Below are 19,205 nucleotides of genomic sequence, written 5' to 3' on the forward strand. Positions count from 1 at the left end.
CCCAGGTCGTAGTACGGAGGTACCCCTAGGGGCAGTCCACCGTGGGGTGGAGGCCGTCTCAGGGTCGGGTCCCCCCGTCGGCTCATCCAGCCTCCACCCTCCCGCGACGTCAGGGTCAAGTGGGAAGCTGTCCGGCGGCAGATAGGTGCAAGGGGCAGGCAGAACCGAGGGGGAGGACCCGGGGTGGGGAGCACGAGTTCCGCGGCGCGTGAGACGGCGGCGCCCGTGGCGGACCGGCGGCGCTCGGCCGTGGTGGCGGCCCTGATGCTGTCGATGGCGCTGGCGGCGCTCGACGCGACCGTGGTGTCCACCGCCGTCCCGCAGATCGTCGGGGACCTCGGCGGGTTCTCCGTCTTCTCCTGGCTGTTCTCCGGCTATCTGCTGGCGGTGACCGTCACCCTGCCCGTCTACGGCAGGCTCTCCGACACCTTCGGCCGCAAGCCCGTGCTCGTGGCGGGCTCGGTGCTGTTCCTGCTGGGGTCCCTGCTGTGCGCGCTGGCCTGGAACATGGGGGCGCTCATCGCCTTCCGCGTCGTGCAGGGCCTGGGCGGCGGCGCGCTCCAGGGGACCGTGCAGACCCTGGCGGCCGACCTGTACCCGCTGAAGGACCGTCCGAAGATCCAGTCGAAGCTGTCGACGGTGTGGGCAGTGTCCGCGGTCGCCGGCCCGGGCCTCGGCGGGGTGCTCGCCGCGTACGCGGACTGGCGGTGGATCTTCCTGGTCAACCTGCCGGTCGGCGCGGTCGCGCTGTGGCTGATCGTGCGTCACCTGCACGAGCCGGAGCGGGAGGCCGGTGCCCGCGCGCGGGTGGACTGGGCGGGCGCGCTGGCGGTGTTCGCCTGCGGCGGCGTGCTGCTGACGGCCCTGGTGCAGGGCGGGGTGGCCTGGCCGTGGCTGTCGGCGCCCTCGCTCGGCCTGTTCGGCGCGGGGCTCGCCCTGGCCGCCGTCGTGGTGCGGGTGGAGCGCCGGGCCGCGGATCCGATCATCCCGGGGTGGGTGTGGCGGCGGCGGACGATCGCCGCGGTCAATCTGGCCCTGGGGGCGCTGGGCCTGCTGATGGTCGCACCGACGGTGTTCCTGCCCACCTACGCCCAGTCGGTGCTGGGCCTGGCGCCCGTCGCGGCCGGGTTCGTGCTGTCCGTGTGGACGCTGAGCTGGCCGGTGTCGGCCGCGCTGAGCCAGCACGTGTACCGGCGGATCGGTTTCCGCAACACCGCGATGCTGGGCATCGGCACCGCCGCCCTGATCCTGTTCGCGTTCCCGTTCCTGCCCTACCCCGGGCACGCGTGGCAGCCCACCGTGCTGATGCTGCTGCTCGGGGCGGCGCTGGGCCTGTTCCAGCTGCCGCTCATCGTCGGGGTGCAGTCGACGGTGGGCTGGGCCGAGCGCGGCACGACGACCGCCTCGGTGCTGTTCTGCCGTCAGACGGGCCAGACGATCGGCGCGGCGGTCTTCGGGGCGGTGGCCAACGGGGTGCTGGCCGCCCGCCTCGGCGGCTCGGGCGACCTCGACTCGGTGACCCGGGCACTGGACTCGGGCACGGCACCCGAGGCGACCCGGCGGGCCATCGCCGACGCGGTGCACGCCGTCTACCTGGGCGCGGCGGGGGCCGCGGCGCTGGCGTTCCTGGTGCTGCTGCTCCTGGCGCCCCGGAAATTCCCGGTGCTGGGGGACTGACCCTCCCTACGCTCACCGCCATGGTGACCCTGGAACCGCTGCGGGCGGATCACGCGGACGCGCTGCTGGCCTTCGAGCGGGAGAACCGGGCGTACTTCGCCCGCACGGTCCCGGACCGCGGCGACGCCTACTTCACCCCCGAGGGCTTCGCCGCACGGCACCGGGCGCTCCTCGCCGAGCAGCACGCCGGCGTCTGCCGCTTCCACGTCGTCCTCGCGGAGCGGGGGGACGTCGTCGGGCGCGTGAACCTGGTGGACCTGGCGGACGGCGGCGCCGAACTCGGCTACCGCGTGGGCGAGCGGGCGGCGGGCCGCGGGGTGGCGACAGCGGCGGTCGCCCAGGTGTGCCGGCTGGCCGCCACCGCATACGGGCTCCGCACCCTCACGGCGCTGACGAGGTGGGACAACGCCGGTTCCCGGACGGTCCTGGAGCGCAACGGGTTCCTGCGCGCGGGGAACGCGCCGGTCGACGGCGGGCCCGGACTCCGCTACGAGCGGCGGGACTTGGGCGCGGCGGCGCCGCCGATGCCCGCAAGAGCGGGTTAACGCGGGTAACACCCGAGGTCACGAAGGCAAGCGCGTACCGACCAATCAGTTTGTCCAAACCCTCGCGCTGCCCCGGTACTCCGCAGTAACGTGCGGGGCCGCCCGCCCCCCACCTCCCTGCCGTCCACCGGACCCGACCCTCGCAAGGAGCCCCGGGATGTCCTACGATCCCCCTCCCTACCCGCCGTACCCACCGCCCGACTCCTCCCCCTCCTACGACACCTACCCCTGGGTGCCGCGGCAGGAGCCCGAGCCGGCCGGCCGGCGCACCCGGCGCCACGCCCCGCTCGGGCAGCACAGCGACCTGAGGCTCCTGCGCAGCGCCTACCGCTGGCAGCGGCGCGTGGCCACACTGACCGCCCTGGGCTACTTCGTGCTGTTCCTGCTCCTGTCGGCGTTCGCCCCGTCGTTCATGACGGGCACCGTCACCGACGGCCTGCCCACCGGCCTGCTCCTGGCACTCGTGCAGGTGCCCGTGACCTGGCTGGCCATCGCCCTGTACGAGCGGACCGCCCGGGCTCGCGTCGACCCGATCGCGGACCGGATCCGCAGGCAGACCGCGCTCGACGCCAAGCGGGAGGGCGCGCTGTGACCACCGACTTCAGCGGCAACGCCCAGGCCATGTCCCTGGTCGGCTTCTCCGCCGTCGCCACGATCACCCTGCTGCTGTGCGTGATGACCGGCCCGGACCGGGACGACCTCGACGAGTTCTACACCGGCTACAGCTCCCTGTCCCCCATGCGCAACGGCCTGGCGATCGCCGGCGACTACATCTCCGCCGCGACCGTCCTCGGCACCGGCGGCGTCATCGCCCTGTTCGGCTACGACGGGACCGTACTGGCCCTCAGCACGGCCCTGTCGCTGATGCTGCTGATGTTCCTGCTGGCCGAACCGCTGCGCAACGCGGGCCGGTTCACCATGGGCGACGCGCTGACCCGGCGGATGCCCGGACGCGCTGTGCGGATCGCGGCCTGCGCGGTGACCCTGGCGGCCCTGCTGCCGCTGATGCTGGTCCAACTCGCCGGCACCGGGCAGCTGATGGCGTTCATCCTCGGCTTCTCCGGCGAATCACTGCAGACCGGCTGCATCATCGGCGTCGGCGCCCTGATGATCAGCTACGCGGCGATCGGCGGCATGAAGGGCACCGCCCTCATCCAGATCTTGAAGATCGTACTGCTGCTCGGCTCCGGCATGGTCGTCGCCGTGCTGATCCTCGATCGCTTCGACTGGGACCCCGGGGCGCTGTTCGGCGCCGCCGCCGCGGGCAGCGGCGTGGGCTCGGCGTTCCTCACCTCCGGCCTGCAGTTCGCCGGCGGCCCCCACCCCGACCTCGACATGATCACCGCGCAGCTCACCGTGGTGCTGGGCGGCGGCGTCCTGCCGCACGTCACCATGCGCATGTACACCGCCTCCAGCGCACGGCAGGTACGCCGTTCGATGTCCTGGGCGGTGTCCGGGGTGGCGCTGTTCGTGCTCGTCATCACCGTGATCGGCTTCGGCGCGACCGCCCTGGTCGGACGGGCGGTGATCGCGAAGGTCGACCCGCAGGGCAACACGGCGTTCCTGCTGGGCGCGCAGGCCGCGTTCGGCGCGGAGGTGTCCTCCGCGGAGACCTTCCTGTTCACGACCGTCACCACCGCCGTCTTCCTGACGCTGCTCGCCTCCGTCGCCGGCATGATCCTGGCCTGCGCCAACTCCCTGGCGCACGACGTGTTCGCGGCCCGTGTGCAGGAGATGTCGCCGCGCCGCGAGATGACCCTGGCCCGGCTGTCCGCCCTGGCCGTGGGCATTCCCGCGATCGCCCTGGCCACCCAGGTCCAGCACCGCAGCCTCCAGCCGCTGGTGACCCTGTCGTTCTGCCTGGGCGCCTCGGCCATCGCGCCCGCGCTGGTCTACAGCCTGTTCTGGCGGCGCTTCACGCGAACGGGCCTGCTGAGCACCCTCATCGGCGGCTCACTGGCGGTGCTGCTGCTGATGCCGGGCACCAACCTGGTCTCCGGCTCACCCGTGTCGGCCTTCCCCGAGGCCGACTTCAACTGGTTCCCGTTCACCACCACGGGGCTGCTCTCCATCCCGCTGGGCTTCGCCTGCGGCTGGCTCGGCACGCTGGCCTCCGGCCACCGCAACTCGGAGGAGCAGCGCCACCGGTACGAAGCGGTCGAGGGCCTGATCCTGGCGGGCGCGGGACGCAAGGACGACTGACCGGTGCGGCACGGCAGCCCCCACGGACTGCCGTGCCGCATCCCCGAGGGCTCCCCGCCGGCCGGAGCTCCGCCGTCACCGGGCCGTCTGGCCCGCCCACGCCGTCAGACGGGCGTGGACACGGTCGATGTGCGCGCGGACGGCGTCCCCCTGTTCGGCATGCTCGCGCAGCACCCGCTCCGTCTCCTCCTCCACGGCCCCGGCCCGCTCCCCGGCCCGTTCCACCGCCTCGGCGGCACACGCGCGCGCCTCCTCTTCCAGCAGCCGGGCCTCGTCCTCCGCCTCGGCGAAGGCCCGCTTCGCCGCCGACAGCGCGCTCTCGGCACGCGCCACCGCGTCCGGGCCGTCCACGCCCGGCCCCGCTCCGCGGCCGTCCTCCGCCCGCTCCACCTCGGTCCACCGCTCGGCGCGTTCCTTGTCCTGCTCGGCCAGCATCCCGGCGGTGCGCTGCCGCATCTCCCGCAGCGCGGCCAGCGCCTCACCCCGCTGCTCCTCCGCCTCCCGCCGCGCCGCGCCCACGATCTCGTCGGCCTCCGCACGGGCCGCGAGCAGCCGGTGCCGGGCCCGCTCGTCGGCCTCGGCGCGCACCGCGTCGGCGTACGCCTGTGCCTCACCCCGCACGCCGGCCGCCGACTCCCGCGCCCGCTCGAGCCGTTGACGCGCCTCTCGCCGCGCCCCCTCACGCACGGCGGCGGCCTCCTCCTGCCCGAGGGCGAAGAGCCGCCGCGCCCGTTCGCCGAGCGACTCGTAGGACTGCGGGACCAGCCGCGCCGCGGCGTGCCGCAGCCGGGCCAGTTCCCCGTCCAGCCGCCGGGCGAGCACCGTCAGCCGGGCGGCCCGCTCCCAGGACGCGTCACGGTCGGCGCAGAGGGCCTCGACGTAGGCGTCGGCCTGCTCGGGACGGTAGCCGCGCCCCCGCACGGCGCTGAAACCGTGCGGTGACACCGGTGCGCTCCTCATCCTGGGACCCCTCTCCACCACACGGACGCGACGCCCGACGCGGAATATGCCTATTTCGCGCACATCTTGATGGATAGGCGAGAAAGGTGCATAACGTGACACTCCGCGTCGAGGTCACGGGACCGCCGACGGCAGGACATCCGGGCACGGTCCGCCCCGGCGCGCACGCGAAAGAGCCGGGTCCGGTCGCACCCCGCGACCGGACCCGGCTCCCCTCCTCGCGCCTCAGCGCCGGCGGCGCCTCACAGCAGCCCGTCCCACATCTGCTCCAGCAGCACCGACCACCAGCTCTCCGGCGATCCCAGCGCCGCCGGGTCGAGCGCGGCCAACTGGGCCTGGAAATCGACGGTCCAGCGGCCCGCCTGCTCCTGGTTCAGCCCGAACCGGAGCCGCCACATCCGCCCCAGCAGCGCCAGGCACCGCACGAACTCCGGCAGCCCGGTGTTCACGAACTGCGGCGGTACGGGCGCACCGCCCGGCCCCGCCTCCACCGGCACCGCGACGATGTTCGCCGTGCCGTACTGGACGCAGATCGCCTTGCCGAAGTCACTGCCCATCACCAGGTAGGACCCGGCGTCCGGGGCCGGCTGCACCCCGCGCTCGGCCGCCAGTTCCGCCAGCGTGGGAACCGGCCGCCCCGGCTGGGCCTGCGCCCAGAAGAACGGGCCCATGTCGAGCGGCAGACCCGCCACGACCAGGGTGTGCGCCACGACCGGCGGCACGCCCTGCCGGGACACCGCGGCCTGCTCGAACCGGAACACCCCCGGCCCGAAGGCCGCTCCCAGCTCCTGGGCGACGGCCTCCGGCGGAACCGGCGGCGCGGCCTGCACGGGCGGCAGCGGAGCACGCACCGGCGCCGGACGCGCGGGGCCGTCCGCCACCTGGTGCAACTCGCCCTGATGCGCCAGCAGTTGCTGCATGCCTTGCTGCCGGCTCGCGTGGTCCGTGCCGTAGGGCGCGATGGACGTGATCCGCGCCTGCGGCCACTGCTCGCGGATCATGCGCGCGCAGTAGGCACCCGGCAGCTCGCACGACTCCAGCTCCGTGTGCAGCTCCAGCACCTGGTCCGGGGGCACGTTCATGGCCCGCAGCTCGTGGAAGATCTGCCACTCCGGGTGCGGCGTGCCCGGCGCCGAGCGCCGGATCAGCTGCTGCTCGGAACCGTCCTGAGCGCGGTAGCGCAGCACGGCCTGGTAGCCCGGGCCGACCGTCGGCTGCCCGGCCGGCTGCTGCGGATACCCGTAGCCCTGCGGCGCCCCGGGCACCGGCTGACCGGGCGGGGGCATCGCGCCGGGCGGCATCGCGCCGGGCGGCATCGCTCCGGGCGGCATCGCCCCGTGCGGCATCGGCGGAACACCCGGAGCACCGGGCGCTCCCGGGGCCGCGGGCGGCATGCCGGGGGCCTGCGGCGGCGGAGGCACACCGGGGCCGCCCACCGGCGGCGCGGCCAGCACGGTCTCCGCGTGGTGCACGGGACCCGCGGCCCCGGGCGCGCCCGGCGCGGCAGGCGGGTGCGGAACTCCGGGCTGGTGCGGGGCGCCCGGCGGCTGGGGAGCACCCGGCCCGCCGGGCCCGCCCTGCGCTCCCGGCGCTCCCATCGCTCCGGGAGGCCCGGGCGGCTGCGGGGCACCCGGACCCGTCCGGCCCGGGTCCGCCAGCATCGTCGCCGCGTGGTGGACACCGCCGGGGGGCGTGCCCCCAGGGGCGCCGGGCGCCTGCGGGGCGCCGGGGGCGCCCGGCTGCTGCGGGGGCTGCGGCGTTCCGGGGGCCTGGGCGCTTCCGGCACCCGAGGACCCACCGGGGGCGCCGGAAGCCGGACCGGCCGGCGTCTCCGGCCCCTGCGGGCCGAGCGCCGACACCATCTGCGTCGGCACGTACGCGCCCCCGGGCGTTCCGGGAGCCCCGGGGGCCGACGGCGCGGCGCCGCCGCCCGGCCGCGCGCCCGGGGTGCCCGGAGCGCCGGGCGGAGGCGGTGTCGAGGGGCCGTTGCCCCGGCCACGGCCGGGCGGCGGGGCCGCCTTGCTGGTCGCCGCGTCGGCGATGTCCCCGGCGTTCGGCGCGAGCGGCCGCCCGGGCACGGGCCCGGCCGGCCCCTGCGCGTTCCCGTACGGCGCCCCACCCGACGTGGGCGCGGGAGGCGTCCCCTGCGGCACCCCACCGGGCGGTGTTCCGTGCGGCACACCGGCAGGCGGCGTTCCATGCGGCACCCCACCGGGCGGCGTCCCCTGCGGCGTGCCCGGAGCCGCGGGACCGCCCGGGGCGGCCTGCGCGTCCGAGCCGCCGAGCGCCGGCGTGACCGCCGTGGGCGGCAGCTGGCTGCCGCCCGACATCAGGGTCGTGCGGGCCTCGGGCGCCGCCGACGGGGGCGGAGGCACGTCATCGTCGGTCCCGCTCAGCGGCGGCGCGAACACCGTCGCGGGCAGCGGCACCGAACGGTCGTCGCCCGCGTCGGCGTTGGTGTCCGTACCGGCCCAGGGCGTCGCCCCGGCCGGCGCGTCGGGCGCTCCCACGGTCCCGGACGGCCCCGGGTCGGTCTGCACGTCACTGCCCCCGGCGGCCGGCCACGCCGTACCGCTCCCGGGCGCGACGGGCGCCCCGTGCCCGGCGGCAGGCGTGGCGCCTGCGGGCGGAGCGTCGGCCGGCTCCGTTCGGGCGGCAGGCCCGGCGGCGGAAGCCGGGGCGGGCGAGGACGCCGGCCCCGATGCCGCGGCAGCAGCCGCGTCCGGCACGGAATCACCCCCAGGCCCGGAAGCACCCCCGGGCACGGCGGCGGCGTCCGCCACAGCGGAAGCAGCCCCGGCCCCGGCCCCGGCCCCGGCCCCGGCCGACGACGACCCGCCGCCCCGCCGGTCCGGAATGCCCATCCGGTCCGCCGCCTCCTGCAACCACTCCGGCGGAGTCAGCAGGAACGACGTCTGGTTCAGATCCACCCGCGCCGGCGCCGCCGGAGCCGGCTGCGGATCCTCGTCCGCACGGCCGTACTCCTCCTCGTACCGGCGGATCACCTCACCCACCGGCAGCCCGGGCCACAGCGTCGCCTCACCGCTGTCCCGCGCGATCACCAGCCGCTGCCCGCCCCCGTCGGAGCGCGGCCCGTCCGCCCGGTCCTCCGCCCACACCACGAACCCGAGGTCGAACTCCCGCACCCGCACCTCACGATGCTGGTACGACGGCACGTCCCCGTTGATCCACTCCTCGGCGCGCTCCTGCGCCTGTGCGAAGGTCACCATCGCCGAGTCACTCCCCCACGCCCGAGGACGACACCGCGTCCACCGGCACCACACGCGCGAACCCGCCGTCCACCATCAGGTCCGCCACCGTCTCCAACTCCGGCGGATTGCCCGCCAGCCGCGACAGGAAGGCGTCGAAATCCTCCCCGCACGGCAGCAGCAGCCGCTCCACCCGCTCCGCCGGCGGCAGCGACGGATCCACGTCCCGCGCGTCGTCGTACGCGCAGAACCACACCGACCCGATCCGCTCGCCCTTCACCTTCACCGCGAGCAGCCCGCCCTGGACGAACGAGACACCCAGATAGTCCTTGGTCAGATGGTCGCGCAGGCACTTGTTCACGTACACCAGGTCGTTCACCGCCGCCTCGTCGCGCACCGTGAAGAACGGCTGGTCCACCAGCAGCCCCAGCTCCGCGTCCAGCGCCGCGCCCACCGGCGCGCAACCGCCCGCCGCCTTCAGGAACGACCGGTACGCACCCGGCAGCCGGTACCCGAGGTCCTCCTCGACACCCTGCACCTGCGACTCGGTCACCGCCACACCCGACTTCGGCAGCCCGAAGTGCGCCGGACGCGTCTCCTGCAACGGCCGCGTCCCCCGCTTGTCCTGGTCCACGCCCGACGTCGCCACCCCGCCGTGATGCCGCAGCAGTGCCTTCACCTCGACCGGGACCAGCTCCAGCCGCCGCGTGTCCGCCACGTGGTGCCACGTCCAGCCGTGCGGCGTCGCCACCGCCGGCACCGTGTCCCACAACTCGTGCCCCGACGCCGCCAGCGCCGTGTTCGCCGACACGTAGTCCGTCAGCCGCAACTCGTCCACACCGAAACCCTCCGGCGGCTCCGCGATCTCCGCGGCCGCGCGCGCGTAGGGCGAGAAATCGGGGTGACCACGCTCGTCGACCCGTACCCCTCTCGGGTGACGGGCCGCCCGCACCGGATCCGGGAAGTGCACGACCTGCCCGGCATAGGCCGCGTTCGGCGGCGCGGCGTGTCCCCCGGCCTGGCGGCCGGGAGGCGCCCCCAGCCCGAGCCGACCTGTCGTCATGGCGGTTGCCCCCTGCGGCACTCTGTACGACCCGTATTGACCACCCTTGGCGCACTACGGCCCGTATCGACTGTCACGTCTGCTGATGCGACTTCCTGCACGTCACTGCGTCCCCGGCCGCCACGGATCACCCTCCGGTTCACTGCATCGAACCCCGAACGGATCACCGCTTCGACCGCGGTGCCGGACAGCCTATGCGGTACGACGACACCGGTCACCGGCGCCGGTCGCCGCCCCCCGGCGCACCCGTGACCCGCCGTCACCCCACCGTCACGACACGCCCCGCCCCGGGCGTGTCGCACCGCCCCAGCTTCCGCACCAGCCACGGCATTTGGCAGTCTGTGACCACCCGGGGGGATGCACGGAGGGGAATACGATCATGAACGCGACACAGACGGGACCACACACCGGCAGGCCCGCCGGCCACCACGACGGCGACCCGCGCACCGCAGTCCCGCACCCCGCGGACCCCCCGGGCGGAGACCCCCGCATCGGCTGGAGCGCCACCGCGGCGGCCCACGCCCCCGTCCTGCGCCACCGCCGCGACGGCATCCTCCCCACCGTCGCCGCCGCCCTCTCCGTCCGCGGCACCACCCTCACCGGCACCGCCGCCCGCGGCGACACACCCCCCGCCCTGCACCCCCTCGTCCAGGACTTCCTCGACACCCTCACCAGCACCCAGCGCGACCGCTTCACCGGCCGCTGCGCCGAGACCATCCTCATCTCCCGCCACATCGCCGCAGCCGACGCCGCACGCAGCAAACGCGCCGCACGCAAGCCCATGACCAACGGCGAGGCCCGCAAAGCCCTCAAGCACGCCAAACTCACCGCCCGGCGCATCCGCGAGGACGGCGACCCCCTCCACGGCAGCTTCGCCACCCCCTGCCGCGCCTGCACCGCCCTCAGCGCCCACTTCGGCGTCCGCATAGTCGACCCCGCGGACCAGAACACCTGACGCGCCCACGATCGCGCCCGTCACCCCGCTACCCCGTCACTCCGTCACTCCGTCACCACGACAAGACAAAGGGCAGATGCACACCGACCGCACCTCGACCACCCGCTTCGCCGTACCCGTCGACGCAGCCCTGCGCGCCGCCGGCTGGCAACCCGGACGCTGGGACATCAAACAAGCCGAGATCTGGGCCGACGCCCTGCGCGACCACGCCTCCCCCGCAGGCCACCGCCACAGCGTCTTCCCCGCCGCCGTCGAGGCCTGGGCCGAGTTCGGCGGACTCCACATCACCCCCGGCGGCCCCGGCCGCCAGGTCGCCCCCGCCACCCTCCACCTCGACCCGCTGCACGGCCTCCACATGGCCCGCACCCTCGGCGACCTCGGCCGCGCCCTCGACACCGAGGTCTGCCCCCTCGGCGCCGAGACCGACACCCAGGCCCTGCTCGCCATCGACACCGACGGCCGCGTCTACACCCTCGACCACACCGGCGACTGGTACCTCGGCACCGACATCGACCAGGCCCTGGCCACCCTCATCGCCGGCACCGCACCCGCCCGCCTCACCACCCACTGACGCGAGCCCCGCACCCGGCCCGGCCACGCCCGCCACGCCCGGCTACGACGCCGGAATCACCGCCGACACCCGGAAACCCCCCGCGTCCGTCGGCCCCGACACGAACACCCCGCCCAGCGCCGACACCCGCTCCTTCATCCCCACCAGCCCGTTCCCCCCGGACGGCAGCCGAGCCGACGACGCCGCCTCCTCGGGCGGCTCGTTCTCCACCTGCATCGCGATCTCCGACACCCGGTGCGCCAGCCGCACATACGTCTTCGCACCCGCCGCGTGCTTGTGGACGTTCGTCAACGCCTCCTGCACCACGCGGTACGCCGTCTGCTCCACCAACGGCGCATACGACCGGGCCTCCCCCTCCACCGACAGATCGACCACCATCCCCGCCGCGGCCGACTGCCCCACCAGCTCCTCGATCTCCGCCAGACACGGCCCGTCGTCGTCCGCCGCCCGCGACGCCGCCGCAGCCGCGGCCGCCGCCGCCCCCACCGCCGCCAACGGCACCGACTCCGCCCGCGCACGCCGCTCGTCCCCACCACTGCGCAGCACCCCGAGCATCTCCCGCAGCTCGGTCAGCGCCTGCCGCCCCATGTCCCCCACCAGCACGGCGTTGCGGACCGCCTTCTCCGGATCCTTGCGGGCCACCGCCTGCAACGCCGCCGCGTGCACCACCATCAGACTCACCCGGTGCGCGACCACGTCGTGCATCTCGCGCGCGATCCGCGTCCGCTCCTCGCTGCGGGCCCACTCCGCCCGCTCCTCCGCCCGCTCCGCCAGCAACTGGAGCTCCCGCTCCAGACTGTCCGCGCGCTCCCGCAGACTCTCCATCAGCCGCCGCCGCGCCCCCACGTACAGACCCAGCAGCACCGGGGGCGCCGTGAAGCCCAGCGACATCGTGACCGCCGCGAACGGCACGAACCAGTCACCCAGGTCCAGCTCCCCGCGCGACATGTCCTGCCGCGTCTTCACGAACGTCACGATGAGCGTCCCCACCAGCGACATCCCCGCCAGCGAGGCGACGATCCGCCGGGGCATCTCGGCCGCGGCCAGCGTGTACAGGCCGACGATGCCCATCATCAGGCCCATCTCCGCGGGCGTGATCGCGATGGACACCAGCACGACCGCGATCGGCCACCGCCGGCGCACCAGCAGCACGGAACCGGTCAGCAGACCGAAGACGACCCCCGCCGCCACCGGAATACCGGCGTCCCTCGCGAACGGGATCCCCTCCAGCGCGCACTCCAGCGCGGACACCACGGCCAGACTCGCGTCGAACACGGCACTGCGCCGCCTGGCCCACCACCACGGCCCTCCCCGGGCCGTCACATGGTCTTCCCCCGTCGCGGTCATGCCCCCAGCCTACGGGCGCCCCCCGCCGGTTTTCCGGTGAGTTTCCCGGACTCGCCCGCACCACACGCGGTGACCGATCGGCTGCGAATTCACCCGACATCCCTCGAACTGCTGAATCGCACGCCGTTCGATCCCGGAGCCGGTCATTCCGCCCGGACGGTATGCGTATGACACATGCACCCGGCAAGTACGCCGACTTCGAGGCCCTCCGCGAGAAGGCGGTGGCCCTGCGCCGCCAGGGCCTCTCCCTCCGGCAGATCCGCGACGAACTGAAGATCTACAACAACGACATCCTCAACCGCCTGGTGAAGGGCGAACCGCCACCGGCCTGGACAAGGCGCCCGAACGCCAAGGACGACCTCCGGGCACGGGCCAGGGAGTTGCGCCTCCAGGGCTGGACCTACGACCGGATCGAGGCGGAGCTCGGGTGCTCGAAGAGCTCGATCTCCTTGTGGGTGCGGGACCTGCCGAAGCCGGAGCGTCGTGACCCGACCGAGCAGGCGAAGCTGGCGGCGCGGAAGCGCTGGGAGCACGAACTCGCCATCCGGGACGAGGAGCGACTGCGAACCAAGCGGGCTGCGGCACAGGAGACCGCCGAACTGTCGGCCCGTGACCTGTTCATCGCCGGCGTGGCGCTCTATTGGGCCGAGGGCTCGAAGGACAAGCCCTATGACCGACGTGAGAACGTGCTCTTCGTCAACAGCGACCCAGGGGTGATTCGGCTCTACCTGGCATGGCTGGACCTGCTGGGCGTGGAACGCGACCGCCTGCGGTATCGCGTCATGATCCATATGACAGCCGACGTCGAGGGTGCCGAGCGCTACTGGGGCGACGTGGTGGGCGTTGACAGCTCCACATTCCAGAAGACGACGATCAAGAAGCACAACCCGAAGACCGTCCGCAAGAACGTGGGCGAGAACTATCGGGGTTGCCTCGTGGTCCGCGTCTCCCAAGGCGCCGAGTTGTACCGTCGTATCGAGGGCTGGTGGCATGGAATGGTTTCCGGGATCACCACGTCCTTCTCCTCGGGTAAGGTCTGACGCAGCCATCCGCCATGGGGTAACTGGTAGCCCGCGGGCCTTTGAAGCCCTGTAGTGCTGGTTCGAATCCAGCTGGCGGAGCTGCGCGGTGCGGGCCCTGACAGTCACGTCAGGGCCCGCACCCATGCCCCCCGGAAAACCCCCCGGTATCCTGCGGATGACACCCCACCCCATCCACAGCCGAAGGGCATCCCGTGAGCGCCAACCGCCCGGCAGCCGTCGTCGTTCTCGCAGCGGGTGAGGGCACCCGTATGAAGTCGGCCACACCCAAGGTCCTGCACGAGCTCTGCGGTCGCAGTCTCGTCGGGCACGTGCTCGCCGCCGCGGGCGAGCTGGACCCCGAGCACCTGGTCGTGGTGGTCGGTCACGCGCGGGAGAAGGTCACCGCGCACCTGGGCGAGATCGCGCCCGGCGTCCGCACCGCCGTGCAGGCCGAGCAGAACGGCACGGGGCACGCCGTGCGGATGGGCCTGGAGGAGCTGGGCGGGTCGGTCGACGGGACGGTCGTGGTCGTGTGCGGGGACACTCCCCTGCTGACCGGCGCGACGCTGCGGGCGCTCGCCGGGACGCACTCCGCGGACGGCAACGCGGTCACCGTGCTGACCGCCGAGGTGCCGGACGCGACCGGCTACGGCCGGATCGTGCGGGACGACGCCACGGGTGCCGTCACGGCGATCGTGGAGCACAAGGACGCGACGGACGCGCAGCGGTCGATCCGGGAGATCAACTCGGGTGTGTTCGCGTTCGACGGTCAGCTGCTGGCCGACGCGCTGAAGAAGGTGCGGACGGACAACAGCCAGGGCGAGGAGTACCTGACGGACGTGCTCGGGATCCTGCGTGAGGCGGGGCACCGGGTGGGGGCGTCGGTGGCCGGTGACCACCGTGAGATCGCCGGGATCAACAACCGGGTGCAGCTGTCCGAGGCCCGCCGGATCCTGAACGACCGGCTGCTGACCGAGGCGATGCTCGCGGGGGTGACCGTCATCGACCCGGCGACGACGTTCGTCGACGTGACCGTGACGTTCGAGCAGGACGCCGTCGTCCACCCGGGCACGCAGCTGCACGGCGCGACGCATCTGGGCGAGGGCGCGGAGGTCGGGCCCAACTGCCGGCTGACCGACACCCGGGTGGGTGCGGGCGCGCGGGTGGACAACACGGTGGCCGTGGGTGCCGAGGTGGGGGCGGACGCGACAGTGGGTCCGTACGCGTATCTGCGTCCGGGGACGCGGCTGGGCGCGAAGGGCAAGATCGGGACGTACGTGGAGACGAAGAACGCCTCGATCGGTGAGGGCACGAAGGTGCCCCATCTGTCGTACGTCGGTGACGCGACGATCGGTGAGCACACGAACATCGGTGCCGCCAGCGTGTTCGTGAACTACGACGGGCAGGAGAAGCACCACACGACCATCGGCTCGCATTGCCGTACGGGCTCGGACAACATGTTTGTGGCGCCTGTCACGGTGGGGGACGGTGCGTACACCGCTGCGGGGTCCGTGATCACGAAGGATGTGCCGGCGGGTTCGCTGGCCGTGGCCCGTGGTCAGCAGCGGAATATCGAGGGTTGGGTGGCTCGCAAGCGTCCGGGGAGCGCGGCCGCGAAGGCGGCGGAGGCGGCTTCCCGGGGGTCGGCCGAGGAGGGCTGACCGGAAACGGTTGCCTCAAACACGGCGTACGGTGATAAGTGCACACCCGCACCCCCACCAGCTGAGACGGCCTCCGGCAAGCCGGCTGCGAGGTCTCTCGACACCCAGCTGCGACACCTCTGAGGAGACAGTGCTGTGACCGGGATCAAGACGACCGGCGAGAAGAAGTTGATGTTCTTCTCCGGCCGCGCCCACCCCGAGCTTGCCGAGGAGGTCGCCCAGCAGTTGGGTGTCGGGGTCGTCCCGACGAAGGCCTTCGACTTCGCGAACGGCGAGATCTATGTGCGGTATCAGGAGTCGGCGCGTGGTGCCGACTGCTTCCTGATCCAGAGCCACACGGCTCCGATCAACAAGTGGATCATGGAGCAGTTGATCATGATCGACGCGCTGAAGCGTGCGTCGGCCCGCTCCATCACGGTCATCGTGCCGTTCTACGGTTACGCGCGGCAGGACAAGAAGCACCGTGGTCGTGAACCGATCTCGGCGCGCCTGATCGCGGACATGATGAAGACCGCGGGTGCGGACCGGATCCTGACCGTGGATCTGCACACGGACCAGATCCAGGGCTTCTTCGACGGTCCGGTGGACCACCTGTTCGCGCTGCCGCTGCTGGCGGACTACGTGGGCCGGAAGGTGGACCGGGAGAAGCTGACGGTGGTGTCCCCGGACGCGGGCCGTGTGCGGGTGGCGGACCGCTGGTGCGACCGGCTGGGCGCGCCGCTGGCGATCGTGCACAAGCGCCGGGACAAGGACGTCGCGAACCAGGTCACGGTCCACGAGGTCGTGGGTGAGGTGAAGGGCCGCGTGTGCGTCCTGGTGGACGACATGATCGACACCGGTGGGACGATCTGTGCCGCGGCGGACGCGCTGTTCGCGCACGGTGCGGAGGACGTGATCGTGACGGCGACGCACGGTGTGCTGTCGGGTCCGGCGGCGGACCGGCTGAAGAACTCGCGGGTGAGCGAGTTCGTGTTCACGAACACGCTGCCGACGCCGGGTGAGCTGAGCGGTGACATGGACAAGATCTCGGTGCTGTCGATCGCGCCGACGATCGCCAGGGCGGTGCGTGAGGTGTTCGAGGACGGTTCGGTGACGAGCCTGTTCGACGAGCAGTAGAGATCGTTTTGGAGGCGGCCTTCCTGGCCGAGTAGACTGCTGCAGTTGCTCGGCGAGGGAGGCCGTTTCCCGTTTGTTGGCGGGATGCGGTGGTCCGTTATCGACGCGCTCTTCGTAGCAGGCCGTTCGTGGCCGGGTGACCACGTTCGTCGACTGACTATGAGGAGTGATCATGTCCGAGGTGAAGATCGCCGCCGAGACGCGCACCGAGTTCGGCAAGGGTGCCGCGCGCCGTATCCGTCGTGAGGACAAGGTTCCCGGCGTGCTGTACGGGCACGGTTCGGACCCGCTGCACCTGACCCTGCCGGGTCACGCGCTGCTGCTGGCGCTGCGTACGCCGAACGTGCTGATCGCGCTGGACATCGACGGCAAGACCAACGAGCTGGCGATCCCGAAGTCCGTGCAGCGCGACCCGCTGAAGGGCTTCCTGGAGCACGTGGACCTGCTGCTGGTCAAGCGTGGCGAGAAGGTCACGGTGGAGATCCCGGTGCAGGCCGAGGGTGAGCTGGCTCCGGGCGGCAACCTGCTGGAGCACGTGCTGAACGCGCTTCCGGTCGAGGCCGAGGCCACGCACATCCCCGAGGCCGTGACGGTGTCGGTGGAGGGTCTGGAGGCCGGTGCCTCGGTCCTCGCCAAGGACATCGAGCTGCCCAAGGGCGTCACGCTGGCCGTCGAGGAGGACGCCGTCGTCCTTCAGGTCCTGGCCGCGCAGGCCGAGGAGGCCCCGGAGGGCGAGGAGGCCGCTGAGGAAGAGGCCGCCGAGGCCTGATCCTCAGCGTCGTCGTGTGGTCGGCCGCTGTTCCCGTGCGGGGCAGCGGCCGACGCGTATGAAGGAGACAGGGACGTGACGACCGATGCGGCCGCGCCGTGGCTGATCGTGGGGTTGGGCAATCCGGGGCCGGAGTACGCGGGGAACCGGCACAACGTGGGCTTCATGGTGGCCGATCTGCTGGCCGGGCGGATCGGGGGGAGGTTCAAGCGGGCCGGGAAGGCGCAGGCGCAGGTGGTCGAGGGCCGGATCGGGCCGCCGGGGCCGGCGGGCCGGCGGGTGGTGCTGGCGAAGCCGATGTCGTACATGAACCTGTCGGGCGGGCCGGTGAACGCGTTGCGGGACTTCTACAAGGTGCCGGTGGCGCATGTGGTGGCGGTCCATGACGAGTTGGACATCGACTACGGGGTGCTGCGGCTGAAGCTCGGGGGCGGGGACAACGGGCACAACGGTCTGAAGTCGATGACGAAGGCGTTCGGTGCGGACTATCACCGGGTGCGGTTCGGGATCGGGCGGCCGCCGGGGCGGATGCAGGTGGCGGACTTCGTGCTGAAGGACTTCTCGTCCGCGGAGCGCAAGGAGCTGGACTACTTCGTGGACCGGGCGGCGGACGCGGTGGAGTGTCTGGTGCTGGACGGTCTGGAGCGGGCGCAGAGTACGTACAACTCCTGACTTGTCACCCGGCGAGGTTGACGGGTTGTTCAGGCATGGCCAATGATCCCGGCCATGCCTGCCCACGCCACGCCCTCCCGTCCGGTGTCGGCCGTCGCGCTGCGGTTCGGGCGGTTCGCCGCGATGGGGGCGCTGGCGGTGCTGATCCTGGTGGCGGGCGTGTGGGCGTCGTGGGGGACGGCGCAGCACGTGATGCTGACGAAGGGCCGGGAGCGGGGCACGGTCGAGGTGACGCGGTGCGGGACGGACTCGTGCTCGGGCCGGTACACGCCGGTGTCGGCGGGGTCGCAGCCGCGGTCGCGGGTGGTGCTGGAGAAGTCGGTCGCGGTGGAGGCGGGCCGGACGTACATGGTGGTGCTGAAGCCGGGTGGTGAGGCCGCGGTGCGTTCGGGTCCGGCGGGGGTGCTGTACGCGTGGATCCCGCTGGGGGGTGCGCTGTTGCTGGCGTCGGTGGTGGTGGCGGGGGGTCTGCTGCGGTCGCGGGCGGCGTGGGTGCTGGCGCTGTCGGGGGTGGCGTTGCTGACGGCGGCTTTCGTGACCGTCTGAGGGGTCGGGGTGTTCTCCTGGGCTGTGAGGGGCCCGAGTGTTGCGGGTTCGTGATTGACGTGCCGTCGGGCCGGGCTGGAAGCTGAACCGCCCCCTCCACATCTTCCCGTCACTTCTCGAAGATGGACTTCCCGATGCGAACCCTCTCCCGTCTGGGCGCTGTCTGCGCCACCGCTTCGGCGGCCCTCCTGCCGGCTCCGGCCGCGTACGCGACCCCGCCCGGTGACAACGGCACGGTCAAGATCCATGACGCCGCGACCGGTGAGGAGCTGCGCCGCAACGAGCCGCATGTGTGCACCTTCTACCTGGACGCCTTCGGTTTCGACGGCGGTCAGCGGGTCGACTGGCACATCGACGCCATCCCCCCGAGCGAGAACAAGGGGCAGACGGTGAAGTCGGGTGAGCTGACGCTGGACGGCCAGGGCCACGGCCGGACCGGGGATCTGTCGCTGCCCGACGGTCACTACAAGCTGTTCTGGAACTTCGACGGCGAGAAGGGCGCGGCGAAGCACAAGGTGTTCTGGACGGACTGCGGCGACGAGGAGCCCGGCGGCGGGGTGCCGTCCGGGTCGGCGTCGCCGTCGCCGTCGGGGTCGTCGTCCGCGTCTCCGTCCCCGGGGGCGTCCGGTGTGCCGTCGGGTGAGCCGGGTGGGCCGTCGGCTTCGGCGTCGGCCGGTGTGCCGGGCGGTGGGGGTGGGTCGTCGCCGTCGCCGCAGGGTCCCGACGGGGGTGACCTGGCGGAGACGGGCACCGGGGCGCCGGTGGGCCTGCTGTCGGGCGTGGCGGCGCTGCTGCTGGCGGCGGGCGGGTTCCTGGCGTTCCGTCGCCGGAGCGCGCCGCGCGGCTGAGGTGCGTGCACGACCGTGCCCCCGGACCCTTGCGGGTCCGGG

The 19,205-nt window shown here is 73.0% G+C and carries 17 protein-coding genes and 1 tRNA gene; 14 read left to right on the forward strand and 4 right to left on the reverse strand.

The genetic code is table 11. The features are described 5' to 3' along the window. Positions 1 to 183: 183 nt before the first annotated feature. The 4 genes from ACZ6ZN_RS26260 to ACZ6ZN_RS26275 all read left to right on the forward strand — a co-directional run bounded on the left by ACZ6ZN_RS26260 (position 184) and on the right by ACZ6ZN_RS26275 (position 4,424). A complete protein-coding gene (locus tag ACZ6ZN_RS26260; RefSeq protein WP_469649970.1) occupies positions 184 to 1,677 on the forward strand; it encodes an MFS transporter in 1,494 nt (497 codons plus the stop codon). Positions 1,678 to 1,697: 20 nt separating this feature from the next. After that, a complete protein-coding gene (locus ACZ6ZN_RS26265; protein WP_469649972.1) occupies positions 1,698 to 2,222 on the forward strand; it encodes a GNAT family N-acetyltransferase in 525 nt (174 codons plus the stop codon). Between the two features lie 157 nt (positions 2,223 to 2,379). Next, entirely contained in the window at positions 2,380 to 2,814 is a 435-nt protein-coding gene (locus ACZ6ZN_RS26270) for a DUF485 domain-containing protein (protein ID WP_469649976.1), read from the forward strand. Continuing rightward, positions 2,811 to 4,424 carry a sodium/solute symporter gene (locus ACZ6ZN_RS26275; RefSeq protein ID WP_469649978.1) on the forward strand — a complete coding sequence of 538 codons (1,614 nt, stop codon included), beginning with the start codon at positions 2,811 to 2,813 and terminating at the stop codon, positions 4,422 to 4,424. The genes ACZ6ZN_RS26270 and ACZ6ZN_RS26275 overlap by 4 nt, the downstream gene beginning before the upstream one ends. A 75-nt stretch (positions 4,425 to 4,499) precedes the next feature. Here ACZ6ZN_RS26275 and ACZ6ZN_RS26280 read toward each other — a convergent pair whose 3' ends face one another. The 3 genes from ACZ6ZN_RS26280 to ACZ6ZN_RS26290 form a co-directional block, all read right to left on the reverse strand. Continuing rightward, on the reverse strand, positions 4,500 to 5,369 hold the full coding sequence (locus ACZ6ZN_RS26280; protein ID WP_469649981.1) for a cellulose-binding protein: 870 nt from the start codon (positions 5,367 to 5,369) through the stop codon (positions 4,500 to 4,502). Between the two features lie 257 nt (positions 5,370 to 5,626). Beyond that, entirely contained in the window at positions 5,627 to 8,614 is a 2,988-nt protein-coding gene (locus ACZ6ZN_RS26285; protein WP_469649983.1) for an SUKH-4 family immunity protein, read from the reverse strand. 7 nt (positions 8,615 to 8,621) lie between these two features. Beyond that, positions 8,622 to 9,656, reverse strand: coding sequence for an SMI1/KNR4 family protein (locus ACZ6ZN_RS26290; protein ID WP_469649986.1), 1,035 nt, complete (start codon positions 9,654 to 9,656; stop codon positions 8,622 to 8,624). Positions 9,657 to 10,035: 379 nt separating this feature from the next. Between ACZ6ZN_RS26290 and ACZ6ZN_RS26295 the strand changes: the two genes are divergently transcribed. Together ACZ6ZN_RS26295 and ACZ6ZN_RS26300 are read left to right on the forward strand one after the other, a co-directional pair. After that, a complete protein-coding gene (locus tag ACZ6ZN_RS26295) occupies positions 10,036 to 10,611 on the forward strand; it encodes a YwqJ-related putative deaminase (RefSeq protein WP_398111096.1) in 576 nt (191 codons plus the stop codon). A 76-nt stretch (positions 10,612 to 10,687) separates the two neighbouring features. Then, positions 10,688 to 11,182 carry an SUKH-3 domain-containing protein gene (locus ACZ6ZN_RS26300; protein WP_451876756.1) on the forward strand — a complete coding sequence of 165 codons (495 nt, stop codon included), beginning with the start codon at positions 10,688 to 10,690 and terminating at the stop codon, positions 11,180 to 11,182. A gap of 42 nt (positions 11,183 to 11,224) precedes the next feature. Here the strand turns inward: ACZ6ZN_RS26300 and ACZ6ZN_RS26305 are convergent, their stop codons facing one another. After that, entirely contained in the window at positions 11,225 to 12,529 is a 1,305-nt protein-coding gene (locus ACZ6ZN_RS26305) for a sensor histidine kinase (protein WP_469649989.1), read from the reverse strand. Between the two features lie 167 nt (positions 12,530 to 12,696). Between ACZ6ZN_RS26305 and ACZ6ZN_RS26310 the strand changes: the two genes are divergently transcribed. The 8 genes from ACZ6ZN_RS26310 to ACZ6ZN_RS26345 all read left to right on the forward strand — a co-directional run bounded on the left by ACZ6ZN_RS26310 (position 12,697) and on the right by ACZ6ZN_RS26345 (position 19,163). After that, complete coding sequence (locus ACZ6ZN_RS26310; RefSeq protein ID WP_469649992.1) at positions 12,697 to 13,569, forward strand: hypothetical protein; 873 nt, start codon at positions 12,697 to 12,699, stop codon at positions 13,567 to 13,569. A gap of 8 nt (positions 13,570 to 13,577) precedes the next feature. After that, positions 13,578 to 13,650, forward strand: a tRNA-Gln gene (locus ACZ6ZN_RS26315). Positions 13,651 to 13,763: 113 nt separating this feature from the next. Next, entirely contained in the window at positions 13,764 to 15,212 is a 1,449-nt protein-coding gene (gene glmU, locus ACZ6ZN_RS26320) for a bifunctional UDP-N-acetylglucosamine diphosphorylase/glucosamine-1-phosphate N-acetyltransferase GlmU (protein WP_398111092.1), read from the forward strand. A gap of 135 nt (positions 15,213 to 15,347) precedes the next feature. Next, positions 15,348 to 16,328, forward strand: a complete 981-nt coding sequence (locus tag ACZ6ZN_RS26325) for a ribose-phosphate diphosphokinase (RefSeq protein ID WP_333935471.1) — start codon at positions 15,348 to 15,350, stop codon at positions 16,326 to 16,328. Positions 16,329 to 16,500: 172 nt separating this feature from the next. Further along, entirely contained in the window at positions 16,501 to 17,097 is a 597-nt protein-coding gene (locus ACZ6ZN_RS26330) for a 50S ribosomal protein L25/general stress protein Ctc (protein ID WP_451876754.1), read from the forward strand. A gap of 75 nt (positions 17,098 to 17,172) precedes the next feature. Next, on the forward strand, positions 17,173 to 17,769 hold the full coding sequence (gene pth / locus ACZ6ZN_RS26335; protein WP_398111090.1) for an aminoacyl-tRNA hydrolase: 597 nt from the start codon (positions 17,173 to 17,175) through the stop codon (positions 17,767 to 17,769). Positions 17,770 to 17,823: 54 nt separating this feature from the next. Then, positions 17,824 to 18,315: a hypothetical protein gene (locus ACZ6ZN_RS26340; RefSeq protein ID WP_469649996.1), complete on the forward strand. Its 492-nt coding sequence runs from the start codon at positions 17,824 to 17,826 to the stop codon at positions 18,313 to 18,315. A 134-nt stretch (positions 18,316 to 18,449) separates the two neighbouring features. Next, on the forward strand, positions 18,450 to 19,163 hold the full coding sequence (locus tag ACZ6ZN_RS26345; RefSeq protein WP_469649998.1) for an LPXTG cell wall anchor domain-containing protein: 714 nt from the start codon (positions 18,450 to 18,452) through the stop codon (positions 19,161 to 19,163). The last annotated feature ends 42 nt before the right edge of the window (positions 19,164 to 19,205 follow it).

It is taken from the genome of Streptomyces sp. NPDC053665, from assembly GCF_055585285.1.

Coding starts and splice junctions, on each gene's coding strand:
- ACZ6ZN_RS26330 (WP_451876754.1), top strand. CDS start 16,501: ATGTCCGAGGTGAAGATCGCCGCCGAGACGCGCACCGAGTTCGGCAAG.
- ACZ6ZN_RS26310 (WP_469649992.1), top strand. CDS start 12,697: ATGACACATGCACCCGGCAAGTACGCCGACTTCGAGGCCCTCCGCGAG.
- ACZ6ZN_RS26300 (WP_451876756.1), top strand. CDS start 10,688: ATGCACACCGACCGCACCTCGACCACCCGCTTCGCCGTACCCGTCGAC.
- ACZ6ZN_RS26340 (WP_469649996.1), top strand. CDS start 17,824: ATGCCTGCCCACGCCACGCCCTCCCGTCCGGTGTCGGCCGTCGCGCTG.
- ACZ6ZN_RS26345 (WP_469649998.1), top strand. CDS start 18,450: ATGCGAACCCTCTCCCGTCTGGGCGCTGTCTGCGCCACCGCTTCGGCG.
- ACZ6ZN_RS26295 (WP_398111096.1), top strand. CDS start 10,036: ATGAACGCGACACAGACGGGACCACACACCGGCAGGCCCGCCGGCCAC.
- ACZ6ZN_RS26265 (WP_469649972.1), top strand. CDS start 1,698: ATGGTGACCCTGGAACCGCTGCGGGCGGATCACGCGGACGCGCTGCTG.
- ACZ6ZN_RS26285 (WP_469649983.1), bottom strand. CDS start 8,614: ATGGTGACCTTCGCACAGGCGCAGGAGCGCGCCGAGGAGTGGATCAAC.
- ACZ6ZN_RS26290 (WP_469649986.1), bottom strand. CDS start 9,656: ATGACGACAGGTCGGCTCGGGCTGGGGGCGCCTCCCGGCCGCCAGGCC.
- ACZ6ZN_RS26305 (WP_469649989.1), bottom strand. CDS start 12,529: ATGACCGCGACGGGGGAAGACCATGTGACGGCCCGGGGAGGGCCGTGG.
- ACZ6ZN_RS26270 (WP_469649976.1), top strand. CDS start 2,380: ATGTCCTACGATCCCCCTCCCTACCCGCCGTACCCACCGCCCGACTCC.